The sequence below is a fragment of the Enterobacter sp. 168J2 genome (genome assembly GCF_034107265.1).
GTDB classification, from domain to species: domain Bacteria; phylum Pseudomonadota; class Gammaproteobacteria; order Enterobacterales; family Enterobacteriaceae; genus Enterobacter; species Enterobacter nematophilus.
On record NZ_JAWNEB010000001.1, the window covers coordinates 599,234 to 614,668 of the forward strand.

The following is a 15,435-nucleotide window of genomic DNA, read 5'->3' on the forward strand; positions in this document are numbered from 1 at the left end:
ACGTATAAAAGGAACCCCCATGTCCAGTTTGATTAACAGCGCCATGAGTGGCCTCAGTGCCGCGCAGTCGGCACTCAATACCGTCAGTAATAATATTTCAAGCTATAACGTGGCAGGTTACACCCGCCAGACGACGGTGCTGGGTGCATCTAACAGCACGCTGACCGGCGGCGGCTGGGTGGGTAACGGGGTGTATGTCTCCGGTGTCCAGCGTGAATATGACGCTTTCATCACCAACCAGCTGCGCGCCGCGCAGACCCAGAGCAGCGGCCTGACCACGCGCTATCAGCAGATGTCAAAAATTGACGATGTGCTCTCCGATACCACCAACTCGCTTTCCACCACCCTGCAGGATTTCTTTAAGAGCCTGCAAACGCTGGTGAGCAACGCCGAAGATCCGGCTGCGCGTCAGACGGTGCTGGGAAAAGCGGGCGGCCTGGTCAATCAGTTTAAAACCAACGATCAGTATCTTCGCGATCAGGATTCGCAGGTGAATACCGCAATTGCGACCAGCGTTTCGCAGATCAACAACTATGCCAAACAGATTGCGAATCTGAACGATCAGATTTCCCGCCTCACCGGCGTCGGCGCGGGCGCATCGCCTAACGATCTGCTCGACCAGCGCGATCAGCTTGTCAACGAGCTGAACAAAATCGTGGGTGTGGAAGTTTCGGTTCAGGATAGCGGTACGTTTAACATCTCTTTCGGCAATGGCTACAGCCTGGTGCAGGGCAGCAAAGCTAACCAGCTGGCGGCCGTGAAGTCCAGCGCCGATCCATCCCGCACCACTATCGCCTACGTCGATGAGGTTGCGGGTAATGTCGAGATCCCGGAAAAGATGATCACCACCGGCTCGTTAGGCGGTTTGCTGACCTTCCGCGCGGAAGATCTGGATAAGGCCCGTAACACCCTGAACCAGATGGCGCTGGCGTTTGCTGACGCGATGAACAAGCAGCACGAGGCCGGCTTTGATGCCAACGGCGATGCGGGCGGCAAGCTGTTCGGCTTTGGCTCTCCGGCTGTGCTTTCCAACAGCAAAAATAGCGGTACGGCGGTCGTCAATGCCACCGTTGCGGACAGCACCAAAGTTCAGGCAACGGACTATAAGCTGCAGTTTAACGGCACCGACTGGACCATTACCCGCACGTCGGACAAGACCAGCTTTACCATGAGCCCGGATGCCAGCGGCAATCTGTCGTTTGACGGTCTCAACGTGAACGTCAGCGGTTCGGCAAACGCCAAAGACAGCTTTACCGTGAAGCCTGTTTCCGACGTCATCATGAACATGGAACTGTCCATCAGCGACGAGTCCAAACTGGCCATGGCCGGGGTGCAGAACGGCGGTGAGAGCGACAACCGCAACGGGCAGAAAATGCTCGATCTGCAAAACAGCAAAGTGGTCGGCGGAAACAAAACCTTCAACGATGCCTACGCCTCGCTGGTGAGCACCGTGGGGAGCACCACCGCTTCACTGAAAGTCAGCAGCCAGACGAAAGCCAATGTGGAAACGCAGTTAATTAAGCAGCAGCAGACCATCTCCGGGGTAAACCTCGACGAAGAGTATGGCAACCTGCAGCGTTATCAGCAGTATTACCTCGCCAACGCGCAGGTGCTCCAGACTGCCAGTACGCTCTTTGATGCAATTATCAACATTCGTTAAGGTTGAGGTGAAAAATGCGTATTAGCACCCAGATGATGTACGAACAGAACATGCGCGGGATCACCGATTCCCAGAGCAGATGGCTGAGCTATGGTGAGCAGATGTCCACCGGCAAGCGCGTTAACCGTCCGTCGGACGATCCTATCGCGGCTTCACAGTCTATTGTGCTGTCACAATCTCAGTCGCAAAACAGCCAGTTCGCGTTAGCGCGCACCTTTGCCACGCAAAAAGTGTCGCTGGAAGATAACGTGCTGACCCAGGTGAACACCGCGTTATCAAGCGTGCGTGAGAAGCTGGTCTACGCGTCAAACGGCACCTTAAGCGATGACGACCGCCTCTCTCTGGCGACCGATATCCAGGGGATCCGCGACCAGCTCATGAACCTGGCTAACACGACGGATGGCAATGGTCGCTTTATCTTTGCGGGTTACAAAACCGAGAGTGCACCGTTTGATGCCGCAACCGGCACCTACAATGGCGGCACTGAGGCGATCACCCAGCAGGTCGATACGGCGCGAAACATGGCGATCAGCCATACCGGCCAGCAGATCTTCGAGAGCATTACCAGTAATGCGGAAGAGCTGCCGGGCGGTGGGTATGGCGATACCAACATGTTTAAAATCCTTGATTCCGCCATTGCTTCGCTGAAGACGCCGATTGAGAACGATCCGGGCGCGGCTGCCGCGCAAAGCCAGGTGATTTCCAATGCGCAGATCGGTATTAAAAACGCTCAGAACAACGTCCTGACGGTCGTTGCGGATGTGGGTACCAAGCTGAATGAGCTGGAAAAACTCGATACCCTGGGTGACGACCGCGCGCTGGGTCAGACTAAGCAGATGAGCGACCTGGTGGACGTGGACTGGAACGAAGCGATTTCCTCTTACACCATGCAGCAGGCGGCCCTGCAGGCCTCTTATAAAGCGTTTAGCGATATGCAGGGCATGTCTCTGTTCCAGCTGAACAAATAACATCTTGACCTCTTGGAACATGTCTTGAAACTGGGCATGTTTTACTGCCCAATCCGTCTGGATTGGGCATTTTTTTTATGCCATTTCTGCTGGTGCCGAGGCGACGCGCGCGCTTTCGATCATACGGATTGCCAGCGCAATGATGCCGCAGACCGTTGCCAGCGCAACCACGCCCGTCCAGCCAGCCAGCGTATAAATATTGCTGCCTAACGCGGAACCTAACGCCATGCCGATAAAGATCACGGTAAAGAGCAGGGCGTTCAGACGGCCACGAGCCTGTGGCTCAAGGCTGTAAACCAGATTCTGGTGCGCGACCAGGCTGGACTGCAGGCCCAGATCGAACCCGATAGCAGAGACGGCAATCAGAATCAGCTGCCCGTGAACTCCCAGAGCGGGCATCAGGAACATCAGGGCAAACGAGACGGTCACGAGGACGGCGCCAAGCTGCGTCACTTTCCCGGCACCCAGTTTATCCGCCAGGCCGCCCGCCAGCGGGGCTGCCAACGCGCCGGCTGCACCTGCGATACCAAAACCACCGGCGACGGCACTCCCGAGGTGATAGCGTTCAAGCAGCATGACCGCAAGCGTAGACCAGAAGGCGCTAAAGGCTATCGACAGAAAACCCTGGGCCAGCGCCGCGCGGCGCAGAGCGGGATAGCGACGCCACAGATGTTCCATCGAGCGCAGCAGAGCGGGATAGCTCAGCGTGGAGTGAACCGCGAAACGAGGGAGCACGGCCCACATCACCACGCCGATAAACGCAATACTTGCCGCGGCCAGCTGATACATCACGCGCCAGCCAAACGCTTCACCCACCACGCCGCTGACGGTTCTGTAGAGCAAAATGCCCAGCAGCAGACCGGTCATCACCGTACCCACGGTTTTCCCCTGTTTGCCTTCCGGCGCAAGGATCGCCGCAGCCGGGACAATATCCTGCGCCATGGTAGCGGCCATGCCGATGAGCAGGCTTGCCAGCAGCAGGGAGTGGATCTGTCCGGTCAGGCTACAGCCCAGCAGGAACAGCGCCAGCGCCGCGCTCTTTATCAGGATTAACGTTCTGCGGTCGTGGCGATCGCCGAGCGGCAGCAGGAACAGGATCCCCAGGGCATATCCCGCCTGGGTGAGGGTCGGGACCAGGCCCATTCCTTCGATACTGAGGTGAAGGTCTGCGCCCATCAGGGGCAGCAGAGGCTGGGCATAATAGATGGATGCCACGCTGAAGCCCGCACCGAGCGCCAGCATTAATATTACCCAGCGGCTTACGGCATGGGCGGCGGTTGTTGTGTTCATAAGACGTTCCTCATTCATCGTGTGAGGCTATTTTTTATCACTACGCCTTGCGGCGGTAGCGGGCGTGGTGGTAAAACGCTTATACGTTGGGCGTATAGGTAAAAATGAGATGAAAAGAGCTGAGCGTATAGACAGGGTGGAGCTGATGCGGACGTTTGTGCGCATTGTGGAGGCGGGTTCCCTCTCTGCGGCGGCACGGCAGCTGGCCACAACCCAGGCCACGGTGAGCAGGCGGCTGCAGTCGCTTGAGACCATGCTGGGCGTGCGTCTGATGTTGCGCACCACCCACACGACGCGGCTGACGGATGATGGGGAGCGCTGCTACCAGCACGCCCGTCGCGTGATTGACAGCTGGCTGGCGCTGGAAGATGAGGTGGGGCAGACGGAAGATGAACCGGTAGGCGTGCTGCGGGTGCGGGCACCGCACGCGTTTGGTCAGGATCAGCTCCTGAAACCCTTAACCGAATTTCTACAGCGTTATCCGCAGCTTTCAATTGAGTGGATGCTCAACGATCGGTCGGCTGATTTTCTGGGCGACAACCTTGACTGCGCTATTCGGGTGGGAATGGAAGTCGACCCGGCAACCGTGTCCGTGCTGCTGGCCGAAGTGCCGCGCTCGGTGGTGGCCTCTCCGGCATTGCTGGGCCGTTTTCCGACGGTTAACGCCCCGGAGGATCTGCAGCAGCTTCCCTGGATTGCCATCAGCTCTTTCTACCAGCGCCATGTGGAGCTTTTTCACGAGGCATCATCCGCTACCGCGCGCGTAATAATTACCCCACGCCTGAGCACCGACAGTCTGTACGTCGCACGCAATACGGCACTCACCGGTCTTGGCGTGGCGGTGGTATCCAGCTGGACGGTACAGGATGATATTCGGGAAGGGCGGCTGGTGCATTTACTACCAGAGTGGCAGCCGGCGGCGTTACCGGTGCATCTGGTTTACCCCTGGTCCCGGTATTATCCGGCGCGATTGCGGCGGTTTCTGGAGCTGATGCGGCAGATCATGCCGGAGGTCACCGGGATGAGAAAGCCCGTGCAGCAGCCATAAAAAAAGCCGACCCGAAGGTCGGCTTTTTACTTTCTGCGTCGTTATTCGACAGACTGCGGACGCGTCGCCGGTGCAGTCGCCTGATGCGTTGCACTGTGGCCGCCTGCAGCGCCTTTACCGTCAAAGCTGAACGCCGGACGAACCCAGTCGCTGTGACGCGGTGCTTCTGGCACATACTCTGGTGCCGGAGCGCGCGTCATCGGCGCTGTCGCAACGTGAGCAGGCGCAGGTGCGGCAACAACCTTAACCGGCTCTGGCTCCACTTCAGGCGCTTTCGCTTCTTCAACAACCGGTTCAACCTGAATCTCAACGTCCTGAACGACTTCTTCAGTGGTGGTTTCGACGAGGGTTTCAGCAGTTTCTTCCGCCGCGGCTACAGGTTCGGCCTCTTCAGCGACTTCCTCAGCCACCACGACATCTTCTTCGGCGATAATCTGCGGTGCGGCATCAACCGGCGCGGCAATCACTTCAGGATGGGTGGTTTCGACGTCCACTGCGTGTGGTTCTGCCGCTTCAACAACCTGAGGTTCAACCACGGTTGCTGCTTCGGTCACAGCCTCTTCAACCGCTGCTACAGGGGCAATCACCTCTTCGGCCACAGCCTGTTCTTCAACAGCCTGCTCCAGGCGAGCGACCGGATAACGGATCCAGACTTTGCCGGATGCCATTTCTGGTGACGCGCACGCCACGGCCAACGGCATTGGAGACTGAGTCGGATAACGCTCGTCACGGTAGCGACGACGGCGCTGGCCACTCACGCGCAGATGACGCGGAGAACGGCGGGAGCGACGCGGCATACCTGCGTTGTCACGGTTTTCACCGTTTTCATCCTGCTCAACGTTATTGTCCACGACGGCTGGCAGGTCAACTTTTGCAACCTGCGTGCCTGTTGCGGTTTCTGCCGCTTCAGCCGGAACTACGGTGGTTTCTTCTACCGGAGCCGCACCGATGCGCACTTTCTGGGCCAGCTGGCGCTGCTTACGACGCGGCATAACCTGAGTACGTTCTTCCTGCTCGCCGTCCTGCTGCTCAGCGGGCTCTTCGCGGTTCAGGTTTTTAACTTCCTGCTGCGCCTGACGCTTCTCGTCGTTACGACGACGGTTACGTTCGCGGCGTGGCTGCTGCTCGTCGCGCTGTTTGCTCTTCTCGGACTCATCGCCCGCCTGCTGGCGAATTTCACGATCTTCAACGTTCTGCTGCTGTTTCTCGCGACGGTTGCGGCGGTTGTCTTCGCGCTGCTCACGGCCTTCGTTATTGTCTGAACGGCTGTCACGGCGCTCGTTACGCTCGCTGCGGTCGTTACGATCGCGACGGTTGTTCTGACGCTTGCGACGGTCCTGCTGACGCTCAGGTTTGGCTGCTTTTGGTTCTTCTTTCGGCTGCTCTGGCTGAACTTCCTCACCCGCAAACATCTTCTTCAGCGCGCCGAAGAAGCGGCTCAGCAGACCCGGTTGCGCCGGCTGGGCTTTCGCTGCCGCGGCTTCTGGTTTCTGTGCCGCCGGTTTGGCTGCCGGTTTTTCCAGCGCCGCTTCCGGTGGTGCTTCAGGCATAATGAAGGTCGCTAACGCAGGCTGCTCAGGCAGTTTGCGCTCGGCAGGTTCTTCATCGGAAGGCAGCGCCATCTCTTCTTCATGCAGCTTCGGCAGCAGGTAGCTGAGGGTGCTGGTCTCTTCGCCTTTACGGACACGCAGCACGTGATAGTGCGGGGTTTCCATCTGGTCGTTTGGCACGATGATGCAGCGAACGCCACCCTGACGGGCTTCGATTGCGCTGACCGCTGCACGTTTTTCGTTCAGCAGGTAAGAGGCAATTGGCACAGGCACAATCGCGTGAACCTCTTTGGTGTTCTCTTTCAGCGCTTCTTCTTCAATCAGACGCAGGATAGAGAGAGACAGAGATTCGTTATCACGCACGGTACCGGTGCCGGAGCAGCGCGGGCAGACGTGATGGCTGGACTCACCCAGCGACGGGCTCAGACGCTGGCGGGACATCTCCAGCAGGCCGAAGCGCGAGATATGGCTAATCTGGATACGCGCGCGATCCTGACGCACCGCTTCACGCAGGCGGTTTTCAACCGCGCGCTGGTGGCGAACAGGCGTCATGTCGATGAAGTCGATAACAATCAGACCGCCCAGGTCGCGCAGGCGGAGCTGGCGCGCGATTTCATCAGCGGCTTCAAGGTTGGTGTTGAAGGCCGTCTCTTCGATGTCGCCGCCGCGGGTTGCCCGCGCGGAGTTGATGTCGATAGCGGTCAGCGCTTCGGTGGTATCGATAACGATAGAACCGCCGGACGGCAGGCGCACTTCACGCTGGAAGGCGGATTCAATCTGGGATTCGATCTGATAGTGGCTGAACAGCGGGATTTCACCGGTGTACAGTTTAATTTTGCTGGTGAAATCCGGACGACCCAGCGCGGCGATGTGCTGGCGAGCCAGCTCAAGCACTTTCGGGTTATCAATCAGAATCTCACCGATGTCCTGACGCAGGTAATCACGGAAGGCACGCACGATAACGTTGCTTTCCTGGTGGATCAGGAACGGAGCAGGGCGGCTTTCTGCAGCTTTCTGGATCGCTTCCCAGTGCTTCAGACGGAAGCTCAGGTCCCACTGCAGCGCTTCGGCAGATTTGCCCACGCCCGCGGTACGCACGATAAGCCCCATGCCATCCGGCAACTCAAGGCTTGCCAGCGCTTCTTTCAGCTCGGTACGGTCATCACCTTCGATACGGCGAGAGATGCCACCCGCGCGCGGGTTGTTTGGCATCAGCACCAGATAGCTCCCCGCCAGGCTGATAAAGGTAGTCAGTGCGGCACCTTTGTTGCCGCGCTCTTCTTTATCAATCTGAACGATAACTTCCTGACCTTCACGCAGAACATCTTTGATGTTTGGGCGGCCATGGGCGTTGTAGTTTGCAGGGAAATATTCGCGGGCGATTTCTTTCAGAGGGAGGAAACCATGACGCTCAGCACCGTAATCGACAAATGCAGCTTCAAGGCTTGGTTCAATGCGGGTGATTTTACCTTTGTAAATGTTCGCTTTTTTCTGTTCGTGTCCAGGACTTTCGATATCCAGATCGTACAGGCGCTGCCCATCCACAAGGGCGACACGCAACTCTTCTTGCTGAGTTGCGTTGATTAACATTCTTTTCATCGTAACTTACTCGTTATTCTTACATTGACGACAAAGCTGCGGGCAAGGTGACGCTTTCCGGGGTATGAACCGATGGCCTCGTGTCTGTTCACGTCGCCAACCTCACGGTTGTCGCTCGCTTAAGAGGCGCAGAGTGTCGGTTGCCTGTATTTCATACGGAAACACAGCGCAATTATCAGGGGAATTGCCTGGGTAGAACTCTCCAGAGAACAATCCTTATACCGGGAAGTACTGCAACCCGCAGCCCGCTAACTGCCTGAAAGATCAATACGTCTTACGCCATTGCTGCGTGGATGATCGGTCAGACAAAATTGGTCATTCCGTCGACATCCTTACAAAACCCGGATTTAACGCGGAAAACGGTCTCATTATTCCACTGCTCGCCGGGTTATAGCAAGATGACTTTTACCAATTATCACCCGGTTACTCACAGTTTCTTCACCTCAAGGTGGTGATTGGTTTAATAACCACCAAATCGATTGCGTGAAACAGGGCGCAGGCCGGATAAAAGTAAATATAAGCACAGAAAAATGAGTGGCGCTAATGGCTGACGATATTTAGAATCGCCAACCATGAAAACAGAGACTCCAGCCGTAAAAATGGTTGCTATCGCGGATGACTACGCGGGGCAACGTATCGATAACTTCTTGCGCACCCAGTTGAAGGGCGTGCCAAAGAGTATGATTTACCGCATCCTGCGTAAGGGCGAGGTGCGGGTGAATAAAAAACGCGTGAAGCCTGAGTACAAGCTCGAAGCGGGCGATGAAGTGCGTATTCCACCGGTGCGCGTGGCAGAACGTGAAGAAGAGGTAGTTTCGCCGAAGCTGCAAAAAGTCGCGGCCCTGAGCGATGTCATCCTTTATGAGGACGATCATATTCTGGTGCTGAATAAGCCATCGGGTACCGCGGTCCACGGTGGTAGCGGCCTGAGCTTCGGCGTGATTGAAGGGTTGCGTGCGCTGCGTCCGGAAGCCCGTTTCCTCGAACTGGTGCACCGTCTTGACCGTGATACCTCAGGCGTGCTGCTGGTAGCGAAAAAGCGTTCTGCGCTGCGTTCCCTGCATGAACAGCTGCGTGAAAAAGGGATGCAGAAAGATTATCTGGCGCTGGTGCGCGGTCAGTGGCAGTCCCACGTGAAGGTGGTGCAGGCACCGCTGCTGAAGAACATTCTGCAAAGCGGCGAGCGCATTGTTCGCGTGAGCCAGGAAGGGAAACCGTCTGAGACGCGCTTTAAGGTTGAAGAGCGCTACGAGTTTGCCACGCTGGTGCGCTGCAGCCCGGTGACGGGGCGTACTCACCAGATTCGCGTCCATACGCAGTTTGCGGGCCATCCGATTGCGTTTGATGACCGCTACGGCGACCGCGAATTTGACAAGCAGCTGGCGGGCACCGGGCTGTCGCGTCTGTTCCTGCATGCGGCCGCGCTGAAGTTTACCCATCCTAATACCGGCGAAATCATCCGTATTGAAGCGCCGCTGGATGAGCAGTTGAAGCGCTGTCTTAAGGTTCTGCGCGGTTAAGGTAAATGTAAAACGGCAACGAGGTTGTCGTTTTTAATGTTTGCTCCCTCTCCCTGTGGGAGAGGGCCGGGGTGAGGGCATCAGGCCGCAGTTTAGTAGCCCCATGCAAGTGAAGCGCCGCTGGGCGAAAGTCACATGGACAGCGGATTACACTCTTCACGCCGTAACATCTGGCACAAGGCAATCAGCGGCAATCCCACCAATGTGTTCGGATCCCGCCCGTCCAGCTTGTCGAACAACGCAATCCCCAGTCCTTCACTCTTAAAGCTCCCTGCGCAGTTCAGCGGACGTTCCCGGCGCACGTAATCCATAATTTCCTGCTCGCTTAGATGGCGGAAGTGCACGTCGAACGGCTCGCATTCGGTTTGCAGATGGCCGGAGGCGGAGTTATAGAGCGCCAGGCCGGTATAAAAGGTCACGATACTGCCGCGCGCGCGCAGAAGCTGCTGGCAGGCGTTTTCTTCCGTATGGGGCTTGCCGGTGATTTCGCCGTCCAGCACGCAAACCTGATCGGAGCCTATAATCAAATGTGCAGGATAAAGTGCGGCCAGCGATTGCGCTTTCTCCTTAGCGAGACGCGTCACCAGATGACGCGGTGATTCGCCCGGCTGCGGCGTCTCATCAACGTCCGGCGCGGCGCATTCAAACGGGATCCCGAGCTTTTCCAGCAGCGTTCGACGGTAGGGAGAAGTGGAAGCAAGTACGAGATGTGGCATATTTTTATCACCAGATATAGCGTATCGATGCCAGCCATTTTAAACTACAGGCCGCAATGTGTGCGAATAATTGGCAAAAGGCAGCTCTGGTTGCCTTTTTCTTTGACTCTATGACGTTACAAAGTTAATATGCGCGCCCTATGCAAAAGGTAAAATTACCCCTGACTCTTGATCCGGTTCGTACGGCTCAAAAACGCCTCGATTACGAAGGTATCTATACTTCCGATCAGGCCGAGCGTATTGCCGAATCTGTAGTCAGTGTGGACAGTGATGTAGAATGCTCCATGTCGTTCGCTATCGACAACCAGCGTCTCGCCGTTTTAACCGGTGATGCAAAGGTAACGGTAACGCTCGAGTGTCAGCGTTGCGGGAAACCGTTTGTACAGCATGTTCACACAACGTATTGTTTCAGTCCGGTTCGTTCTGACGAACAGGCTGAAGCACTCCCGGAAGCGTATGAGCCGATTGAGGTTAACGAATTCGGTGAAATCGATCTTCTGGCTCTGGTTGAAGATGAAATTATCCTCTCCTTGCCAGTAGTTCCGGTGCATGATTCTGAACACTGTGAAGTGTCCGAGGCGGACATGGTCTTTGGGGAACTGCCTGATGAAGCGCAAAAACCAAACCCATTTGCCGTATTAGCCAGCTTAAAGCGTAAGTAATTGAGGAGTAAGGTCCATGGCCGTACAACAGAATAAACCAACCCGTTCCAAACGTGGCATGCGTCGTTCCCATGACGCGCTGACTGCAGTTACCAGCCTGTCTGTAGACAAGACTTCTGGTGAGAAACACCTGCGTCACCACATCACCGCTGACGGTTTCTACCGCGGCCGCAAGGTTATCACTAAGTAATCACGCGTCAGCGTGATTAGGCTTAGTGAGGATTTCCCCGTGCAAACGGGGAAGTTACCGAACCAGGCTGCGACGATACCTTGACACGTCTAACCCTGGCGTTAGATGTCATGGGGGGAGATTTCGGCCCTTCCGTGACAGTGCCTGCAGCATTGCAGGCACTGAATTCTAATTCGCAACTCACACTTCTTTTAGTCGGCAATCCCGACACAATCACGCCATTACTTGCAAAAGCTGACTTTGAACAACGTTCGCGTCTGCAGATTATTCCTGCGCAGTCAGTTATTGCCAGTGATGCCCGGCCCTCGCAGGCGATTCGCAATAGCCGCGGCAGCTCTATGCGCATCGCGCTGGAGCTGGTAAAAGAAGGGCGAGCGCAGGCTTGCGTCAGCGCCGGCAATACCGGTGCGCTGATGGGGCTGTCGAAATTACTGCTCAAGCCGATTGAGGGCATTGAGCGCCCGGCGTTGGTGACGGTGTTACCGCATCAGCAGAAGGGGAAAACGGTGGTGCTCGATTTGGGCGCTAACGTGGATTGTGATAGTACCATGCTGGCTCAGTTCGCCGTGATGGGGTCGGTGCTGGCAGAAGACGTGGTCGGGATTAACAATCCCCGCGTTGCGTTATTGAATATTGGTGAAGAAGAGACCAAAGGCCTGGACAGCATTCGCGAAGCTGCTGAAATGCTCAAACAGGTTCCCTCCATCAACTATATTGGTTATCTCGAAGCCAATGAGTTGCTGACGGGAAAAACGGATGTTCTGGTGTGCGATGGCTTCACCGGAAACGTAACGTTGAAGACCATGGAAGGGGTCGTGCGCATGTTCCTTTCTCTGCTGAAATCTCAGGGAGAAGGCAAAAAAAGCGCCTGGTGGTTGATTTTATTGAAGCGTTGGTTACAAAAGAGCCTGACGCGGCGATTCAGTCACCTCAACCCCGACCAGTATAATGGCGCCTGTCTGTTAGGATTGCGCGGCATCGTGATTAAGAGTCATGGCGCCGCCAATCAGCGAGCATTTTCTGTCGCCATTGAACAGGCAGTGCAGGCGGTGCAGCGACAAGTCCCTCAGCGGATTGCCGCTCGCCTGGAATCTGTATTAGCTAAAAGTGACTGAGCGTACATGTATACGAAGATTTTAGGTACCGGCAGCTACCTGCCAAAACAAGTGCGTACCAACGCCGATCTGGAAAAAATGGTAGATACGTCTGACGAGTGGATTGTCACGCGCACAGGTATCCGCGAACGTCGTATCGCCGCGCCAGACGAAACCGTGTCCACCATGGGTTACGAAGCCGCACAGCGCGCTATCGAAATGGCGGGTATCGATAAAGAAGAGATTGGCTTGATCGTGGTTGCCACGACGTCTGCCACGCATGCTTTCCCAAGCGCGGCGTGCCAGGTGCAGAACATGCTCGGTATTAAAGGCTGCCCGGCGTTTGACGTTGCCGCTGCGTGCGCAGGTTTCACCTACGCGCTGAGCATTGCCGATCAGTATGTTAAATCTGGCTCCGTCAAATATGCGCTGGTCATCGGTGCTGACGTGCTGGCGCGTACCTGCGATCCAACCGATCGCGGAACGATCATTATTTTCGGTGATGGTGCCGGTGCGGTGCTGCTGGGGCAGTCCGAAGAGCCGGGTATCATCTCCACGCATCTGCATGCCGATGGCCGTTACGGCGAGCTGTTAACGCTGCCTAACGCCGATCGCGTTAATCCGGACAGCTCCATCTACCTGACCATGGCGGGTAACGAGGTGTTCAAGGTGGCGGTGACCGAGCTTGCGCATATCGTCGATGAGACGCTGGAAGCGAACAACCTTGAACGCACCGCTCTCGACTGGCTGGTGCCGCATCAGGCGAACCTGCGAATCATCAGCGCAACGGCTAAAAAGCTGGGCATGTCGATGGATAACGTTGTGGTGACGCTGGATCGTCACGGCAACACCTCTGCGGCGTCGGTACCGTGCGCATTTGATGAAGCGGTACGCGATGGACGAATCAAACGGGGCCAGCTGGTCTTGCTTGAAGCCTTCGGTGGCGGGTTCACCTGGGGTTCCGCGCTGGTTCGTTTCTAGTATAAGGAATAAAAAATGACGCAATTTGCTTTTGTGTTCCCGGGCCAGGGTTCTCAAACCGTTGGGATGTTGTCTGAAATGGCAGCAAACTACCCGGTTATTGAAGAGACTTTTCGTGAAGCTTCTGATGCGCTGGGTTATGATCTGTGGGCGCTGACCCAACAGGGTCCGGCCGAAGAGCTGAACAAAACCTGGCAAACTCAGCCAGCGCTGCTGACTGCGTCAGTTGCTCTGTGGCGCGTATGGCAGCAGCAGGGCGGTAAAGCGCCAGCGCTGCTCGCGGGCCATAGCCTGGGTGAATACTCTGCGCTGGTGTGCGCCGGTGTGATTGCGTTTGCTGACGCGGTGCGCCTGGTAGAACTGCGCGGTAAATTCATGCAGGAAGCGGTGCCAGAAGGAACGGGTGGCATGTCTGCCATTATCGGTCTGGATGATGCCGCGATTGCAAAAGCGTGTGAAGAATCTGCTGAAGGGCAGGTGGTTTCTCCGGTTAACTTCAACTCGCCGGGGCAGGTCGTTATTGCTGGTCATAAAGAGGCTGTTGAGCGTGCCGGTGCAGCCTGTAAAGCCGCGGGTGCCAAACGCGCACTGCCGCTGCCGGTCAGCGTACCGTCTCACTGCGCGCTGATGAAGCCCGCTGCCGAGAAACTGGCGGCTGAGCTGGAAAAAATTACCTTTAACGCACCGACGATTTCCGTTGTGAACAACGTCGATGTGAAATGCGAAACCGCGCCGGAAGCGATTCGTGACGCACTGGTTCGCCAGCTCTACAGCCCGGTACAGTGGACCAAAACCGTTGAGTTTATGGCCGCTCAGGGCGTTGAGCACCTGTATGAAGTCGGTCCTGGTAAAGTCCTCACCGGTCTGACGAAACGTATTGTTGACACCCTGACTGCCTCGGCGATTAACGAGCCGGAAGCGATGTCAGCGGCACTCTCGCAATAAAAGAGGAATACCATGAGTTTTGAAGGAAAAATTGCCCTGGTTACTGGCGCAAGCCGCGGTATCGGGCGTGCAATTGCTGAAACACTGGTCGCGCGCGGCGCGAAGGTGATTGGTACAGCAACCAGCGAGAATGGCGCTCAGGCCATCAGCGAGTATCTGGGTGCGAACGGTAAAGGTCTGGTACTGAATGTGACCGAACCTGCATCTATCGAATCTGTTCTGGAAAATATTCGCGCAGAGTTTGGTGAAGTGGATATTCTGGTCAATAATGCCGGGATCACTCGCGACAACCTTCTGATGCGAATGAAAGATGATGAGTGGAACGATATTATCGAAACCAACCTGTCATCTGTATTCCGTCTGTCAAAAGCGGTAATGCGCGCTATGATGAAAAAGCGTCATGGTCGTATTATCACTGTTGGTTCTGTGGTTGGTACCATGGGAAATGCTGGTCAGGCTAACTACGCTGCGGCGAAAGCAGGTCTGATCGGTTTCAGTAAGTCGCTGGCGCGTGAAGTCGCGTCCCGCGGAATTACTGTAAACGTTGTTGCTCCGGGCTTTATTGAAACGGACATGACGCGTGCGCTGACTGATGATCAGCGTGCGGGTACGCTGGCGGCAGTTCCGGCGGGTCGTCTTGGCGACCCTAAAGAAATCGCCAGCGCGGTTGCATTTTTAGCCTCTGACGAAGCGGGTTACATCACTGGTGAGACCCTCCACGTCAACGGCGGGATGTACATGGTTTAATCACGATCGAAAATATTTGCGTTATTAGGGCAAATGGCCTCAAAATAACGTAAAATCGTGGTAAGACCTGCCGGGATTTAGTTGCAAATTTTTCAACATTTTATACACTACGAAAACCATCGCGAAAGCGAGTTTTGATAGGAAATTTAAGAGTATGAGCACTATCGAAGAACGCGTTAAGAAAATTATCGGCGAACAGCTGGGCGTTAAGCAGGAAGAAGTTGTGAACTCCGCTTCCTTCGTTGAAGACCTGGGCGCAGATTCTCTTGACACCGTTGAGCTGGTAATGGCTCTGGAAGAAGAGTTTGATACTGAGATTCCGGACGAAGAAGCTGAGAAAATCACTACCGTTCAGGCTGCCATTGATTACATCAACGGCCACCAGGCGTAAGTGAACATCTCCAGGCGGTCATTCGACCGCCTGAGTTTTATCTTTTTTAGTCCCACGAATCTCTTTTTTTATCC

The 15,435-nt window shown here is 55.8% G+C and carries 14 protein-coding genes; 11 read left to right on the forward strand and 3 right to left on the reverse strand.

Translation table 11 applies throughout. From position 1 onward, the window contains the following. Positions 1-19: 19 nt before the first annotated feature. Complete coding sequence (gene flgK, locus USG84_RS02955) at positions 20-1,660, forward strand: flagellar hook-associated protein FlgK (protein ID WP_253541548.1); 1,641 nt, start codon at positions 20-22, stop codon at positions 1,658-1,660. 14 nt (positions 1,661-1,674) lie between these two features. Further along, complete coding sequence (gene flgL, locus USG84_RS02960; RefSeq protein WP_151413179.1) at positions 1,675-2,628, forward strand: flagellar hook-associated protein FlgL; 954 nt, start codon at positions 1,675-1,677, stop codon at positions 2,626-2,628. A gap of 75 nt (positions 2,629-2,703) precedes the next feature. Here flgL and USG84_RS02965 read toward each other — a convergent pair whose 3' ends face one another. After that, positions 2,704-3,918 (reverse strand): MFS transporter, encoded by a 1,215-nt coding sequence (locus tag USG84_RS02965; protein ID WP_320738156.1) that lies wholly within the window; start codon positions 3,916-3,918, stop codon positions 2,704-2,706. A 145-nt stretch (positions 3,919-4,063) separates the two neighbouring features. On the opposite strand from USG84_RS02965, the gene USG84_RS02970 reads away from it, so the two are divergent. Continuing rightward, positions 4,064-4,966 carry a LysR family transcriptional regulator gene (locus tag USG84_RS02970; RefSeq protein WP_414146772.1) on the forward strand — a complete coding sequence of 301 codons (903 nt, stop codon included), beginning with the start codon at positions 4,064-4,066 and terminating at the stop codon, positions 4,964-4,966. Between the two features lie 41 nt (positions 4,967-5,007). Here the strand turns inward: USG84_RS02970 and rne are convergent, their stop codons facing one another. Then, positions 5,008-8,115, reverse strand: a complete 3,108-nt coding sequence (rne, locus tag USG84_RS02975; protein ID WP_151413181.1) for a ribonuclease E — start codon at positions 8,113-8,115, stop codon at positions 5,008-5,010. Between the two features lie 572 nt (positions 8,116-8,687). Here rne and rluC point away from each other — a divergent pair. Next, positions 8,688-9,635: a 23S rRNA pseudouridine(955/2504/2580) synthase RluC gene (rluC, locus tag USG84_RS02980; protein ID WP_048999989.1), complete on the forward strand. Its 948-nt coding sequence runs from the start codon at positions 8,688-8,690 to the stop codon at positions 9,633-9,635. Between the two features lie 131 nt (positions 9,636-9,766). On the opposite strand, the gene USG84_RS02985 is transcribed toward rluC, so the two are convergent. Next, positions 9,767-10,351 (reverse strand): Maf family protein, encoded by a 585-nt coding sequence (locus USG84_RS02985; RefSeq protein ID WP_151413182.1) that lies wholly within the window; start codon positions 10,349-10,351, stop codon positions 9,767-9,769. Positions 10,352-10,491: 140 nt separating this feature from the next. On the opposite strand from USG84_RS02985, the gene yceD reads away from it, so the two are divergent. The 7 genes from yceD (at position 10,492) to acpP (ending at position 15,361) form a co-directional block, all read left to right on the forward strand. Further along, the gene (gene yceD / locus USG84_RS02990) at positions 10,492-11,013 is read left to right on the forward strand and encodes a 23S rRNA accumulation protein YceD (RefSeq protein ID WP_021240759.1); all 522 of its coding nucleotides are present in this window, start codon (positions 10,492-10,494) and stop codon (positions 11,011-11,013) included. A 16-nt stretch (positions 11,014-11,029) separates the two neighbouring features. After that, positions 11,030-11,203 carry a 50S ribosomal protein L32 gene (gene rpmF / locus USG84_RS02995; RefSeq protein WP_003857964.1) on the forward strand — a complete coding sequence of 58 codons (174 nt, stop codon included), beginning with the start codon at positions 11,030-11,032 and terminating at the stop codon, positions 11,201-11,203. Between the two features lie 80 nt (positions 11,204-11,283). Beyond that, complete coding sequence (plsX, locus tag USG84_RS03000; RefSeq protein WP_061098573.1) at positions 11,284-12,318, forward strand: phosphate acyltransferase PlsX; 1,035 nt, start codon at positions 11,284-11,286, stop codon at positions 12,316-12,318. 6 nt (positions 12,319-12,324) lie between these two features. Then, the gene (locus tag USG84_RS03005) at positions 12,325-13,278 is read left to right on the forward strand and encodes a beta-ketoacyl-ACP synthase III (protein ID WP_041910515.1); all 954 of its coding nucleotides are present in this window, start codon (positions 12,325-12,327) and stop codon (positions 13,276-13,278) included. A 15-nt stretch (positions 13,279-13,293) separates the two neighbouring features. After that, complete coding sequence (gene fabD / locus USG84_RS03010; protein WP_061098571.1) at positions 13,294-14,223, forward strand: ACP S-malonyltransferase; 930 nt, start codon at positions 13,294-13,296, stop codon at positions 14,221-14,223. 12 nt (positions 14,224-14,235) lie between these two features. Then, complete coding sequence (gene fabG / locus USG84_RS03015; RefSeq protein ID WP_010429699.1) at positions 14,236-14,970, forward strand: 3-oxoacyl-ACP reductase FabG; 735 nt, start codon at positions 14,236-14,238, stop codon at positions 14,968-14,970. A 154-nt stretch (positions 14,971-15,124) separates the two neighbouring features. Continuing rightward, positions 15,125-15,361 (forward strand): acyl carrier protein, encoded by a 237-nt coding sequence (acpP, locus tag USG84_RS03020; RefSeq protein ID WP_003857954.1) that lies wholly within the window; start codon positions 15,125-15,127, stop codon positions 15,359-15,361. Positions 15,362-15,435: the final 74 nt, after the last annotated feature.

Bases quoted from the DNA above. Each gene is read 5' to 3' on its own strand.
- flgK (WP_253541548.1), top strand. From the start codon at position 20: ATGTCCAGTTTGATTAACAGCGCCATGAGTGGCCTCAGTGCCGCGCAG.
- flgL (WP_151413179.1), top strand. From the start codon at position 1,675: ATGCGTATTAGCACCCAGATGATGTACGAACAGAACATGCGCGGGATC.
- USG84_RS02965 (WP_320738156.1), bottom strand. From the start codon at position 3,918: ATGAACACAACAACCGCCGCCCATGCCGTAAGCCGCTGGGTAATATTA.
- USG84_RS02970 (WP_414146772.1), top strand. From the start codon at position 4,064: ATGCGGACGTTTGTGCGCATTGTGGAGGCGGGTTCCCTCTCTGCGGCG.
- rne (WP_151413181.1), bottom strand. From the start codon at position 8,115: ATGAAAAGAATGTTAATCAACGCAACTCAGCAAGAAGAGTTGCGTGTC.
- rluC (WP_048999989.1), top strand. From the start codon at position 8,688: ATGAAAACAGAGACTCCAGCCGTAAAAATGGTTGCTATCGCGGATGAC.
- USG84_RS02985 (WP_151413182.1), bottom strand. From the start codon at position 10,351: ATGCCACATCTCGTACTTGCTTCCACTTCTCCCTACCGTCGAACGCTG.
- yceD (WP_021240759.1), top strand. From the start codon at position 10,492: ATGCAAAAGGTAAAATTACCCCTGACTCTTGATCCGGTTCGTACGGCT.
- rpmF (WP_003857964.1), top strand. From the start codon at position 11,030: ATGGCCGTACAACAGAATAAACCAACCCGTTCCAAACGTGGCATGCGT.
- USG84_RS03005 (WP_041910515.1), top strand. From the start codon at position 12,325: ATGTATACGAAGATTTTAGGTACCGGCAGCTACCTGCCAAAACAAGTG.
- fabD (WP_061098571.1), top strand. From the start codon at position 13,294: ATGACGCAATTTGCTTTTGTGTTCCCGGGCCAGGGTTCTCAAACCGTT.
- fabG (WP_010429699.1), top strand. From the start codon at position 14,236: ATGAGTTTTGAAGGAAAAATTGCCCTGGTTACTGGCGCAAGCCGCGGT.
- acpP (WP_003857954.1), top strand. From the start codon at position 15,125: ATGAGCACTATCGAAGAACGCGTTAAGAAAATTATCGGCGAACAGCTG.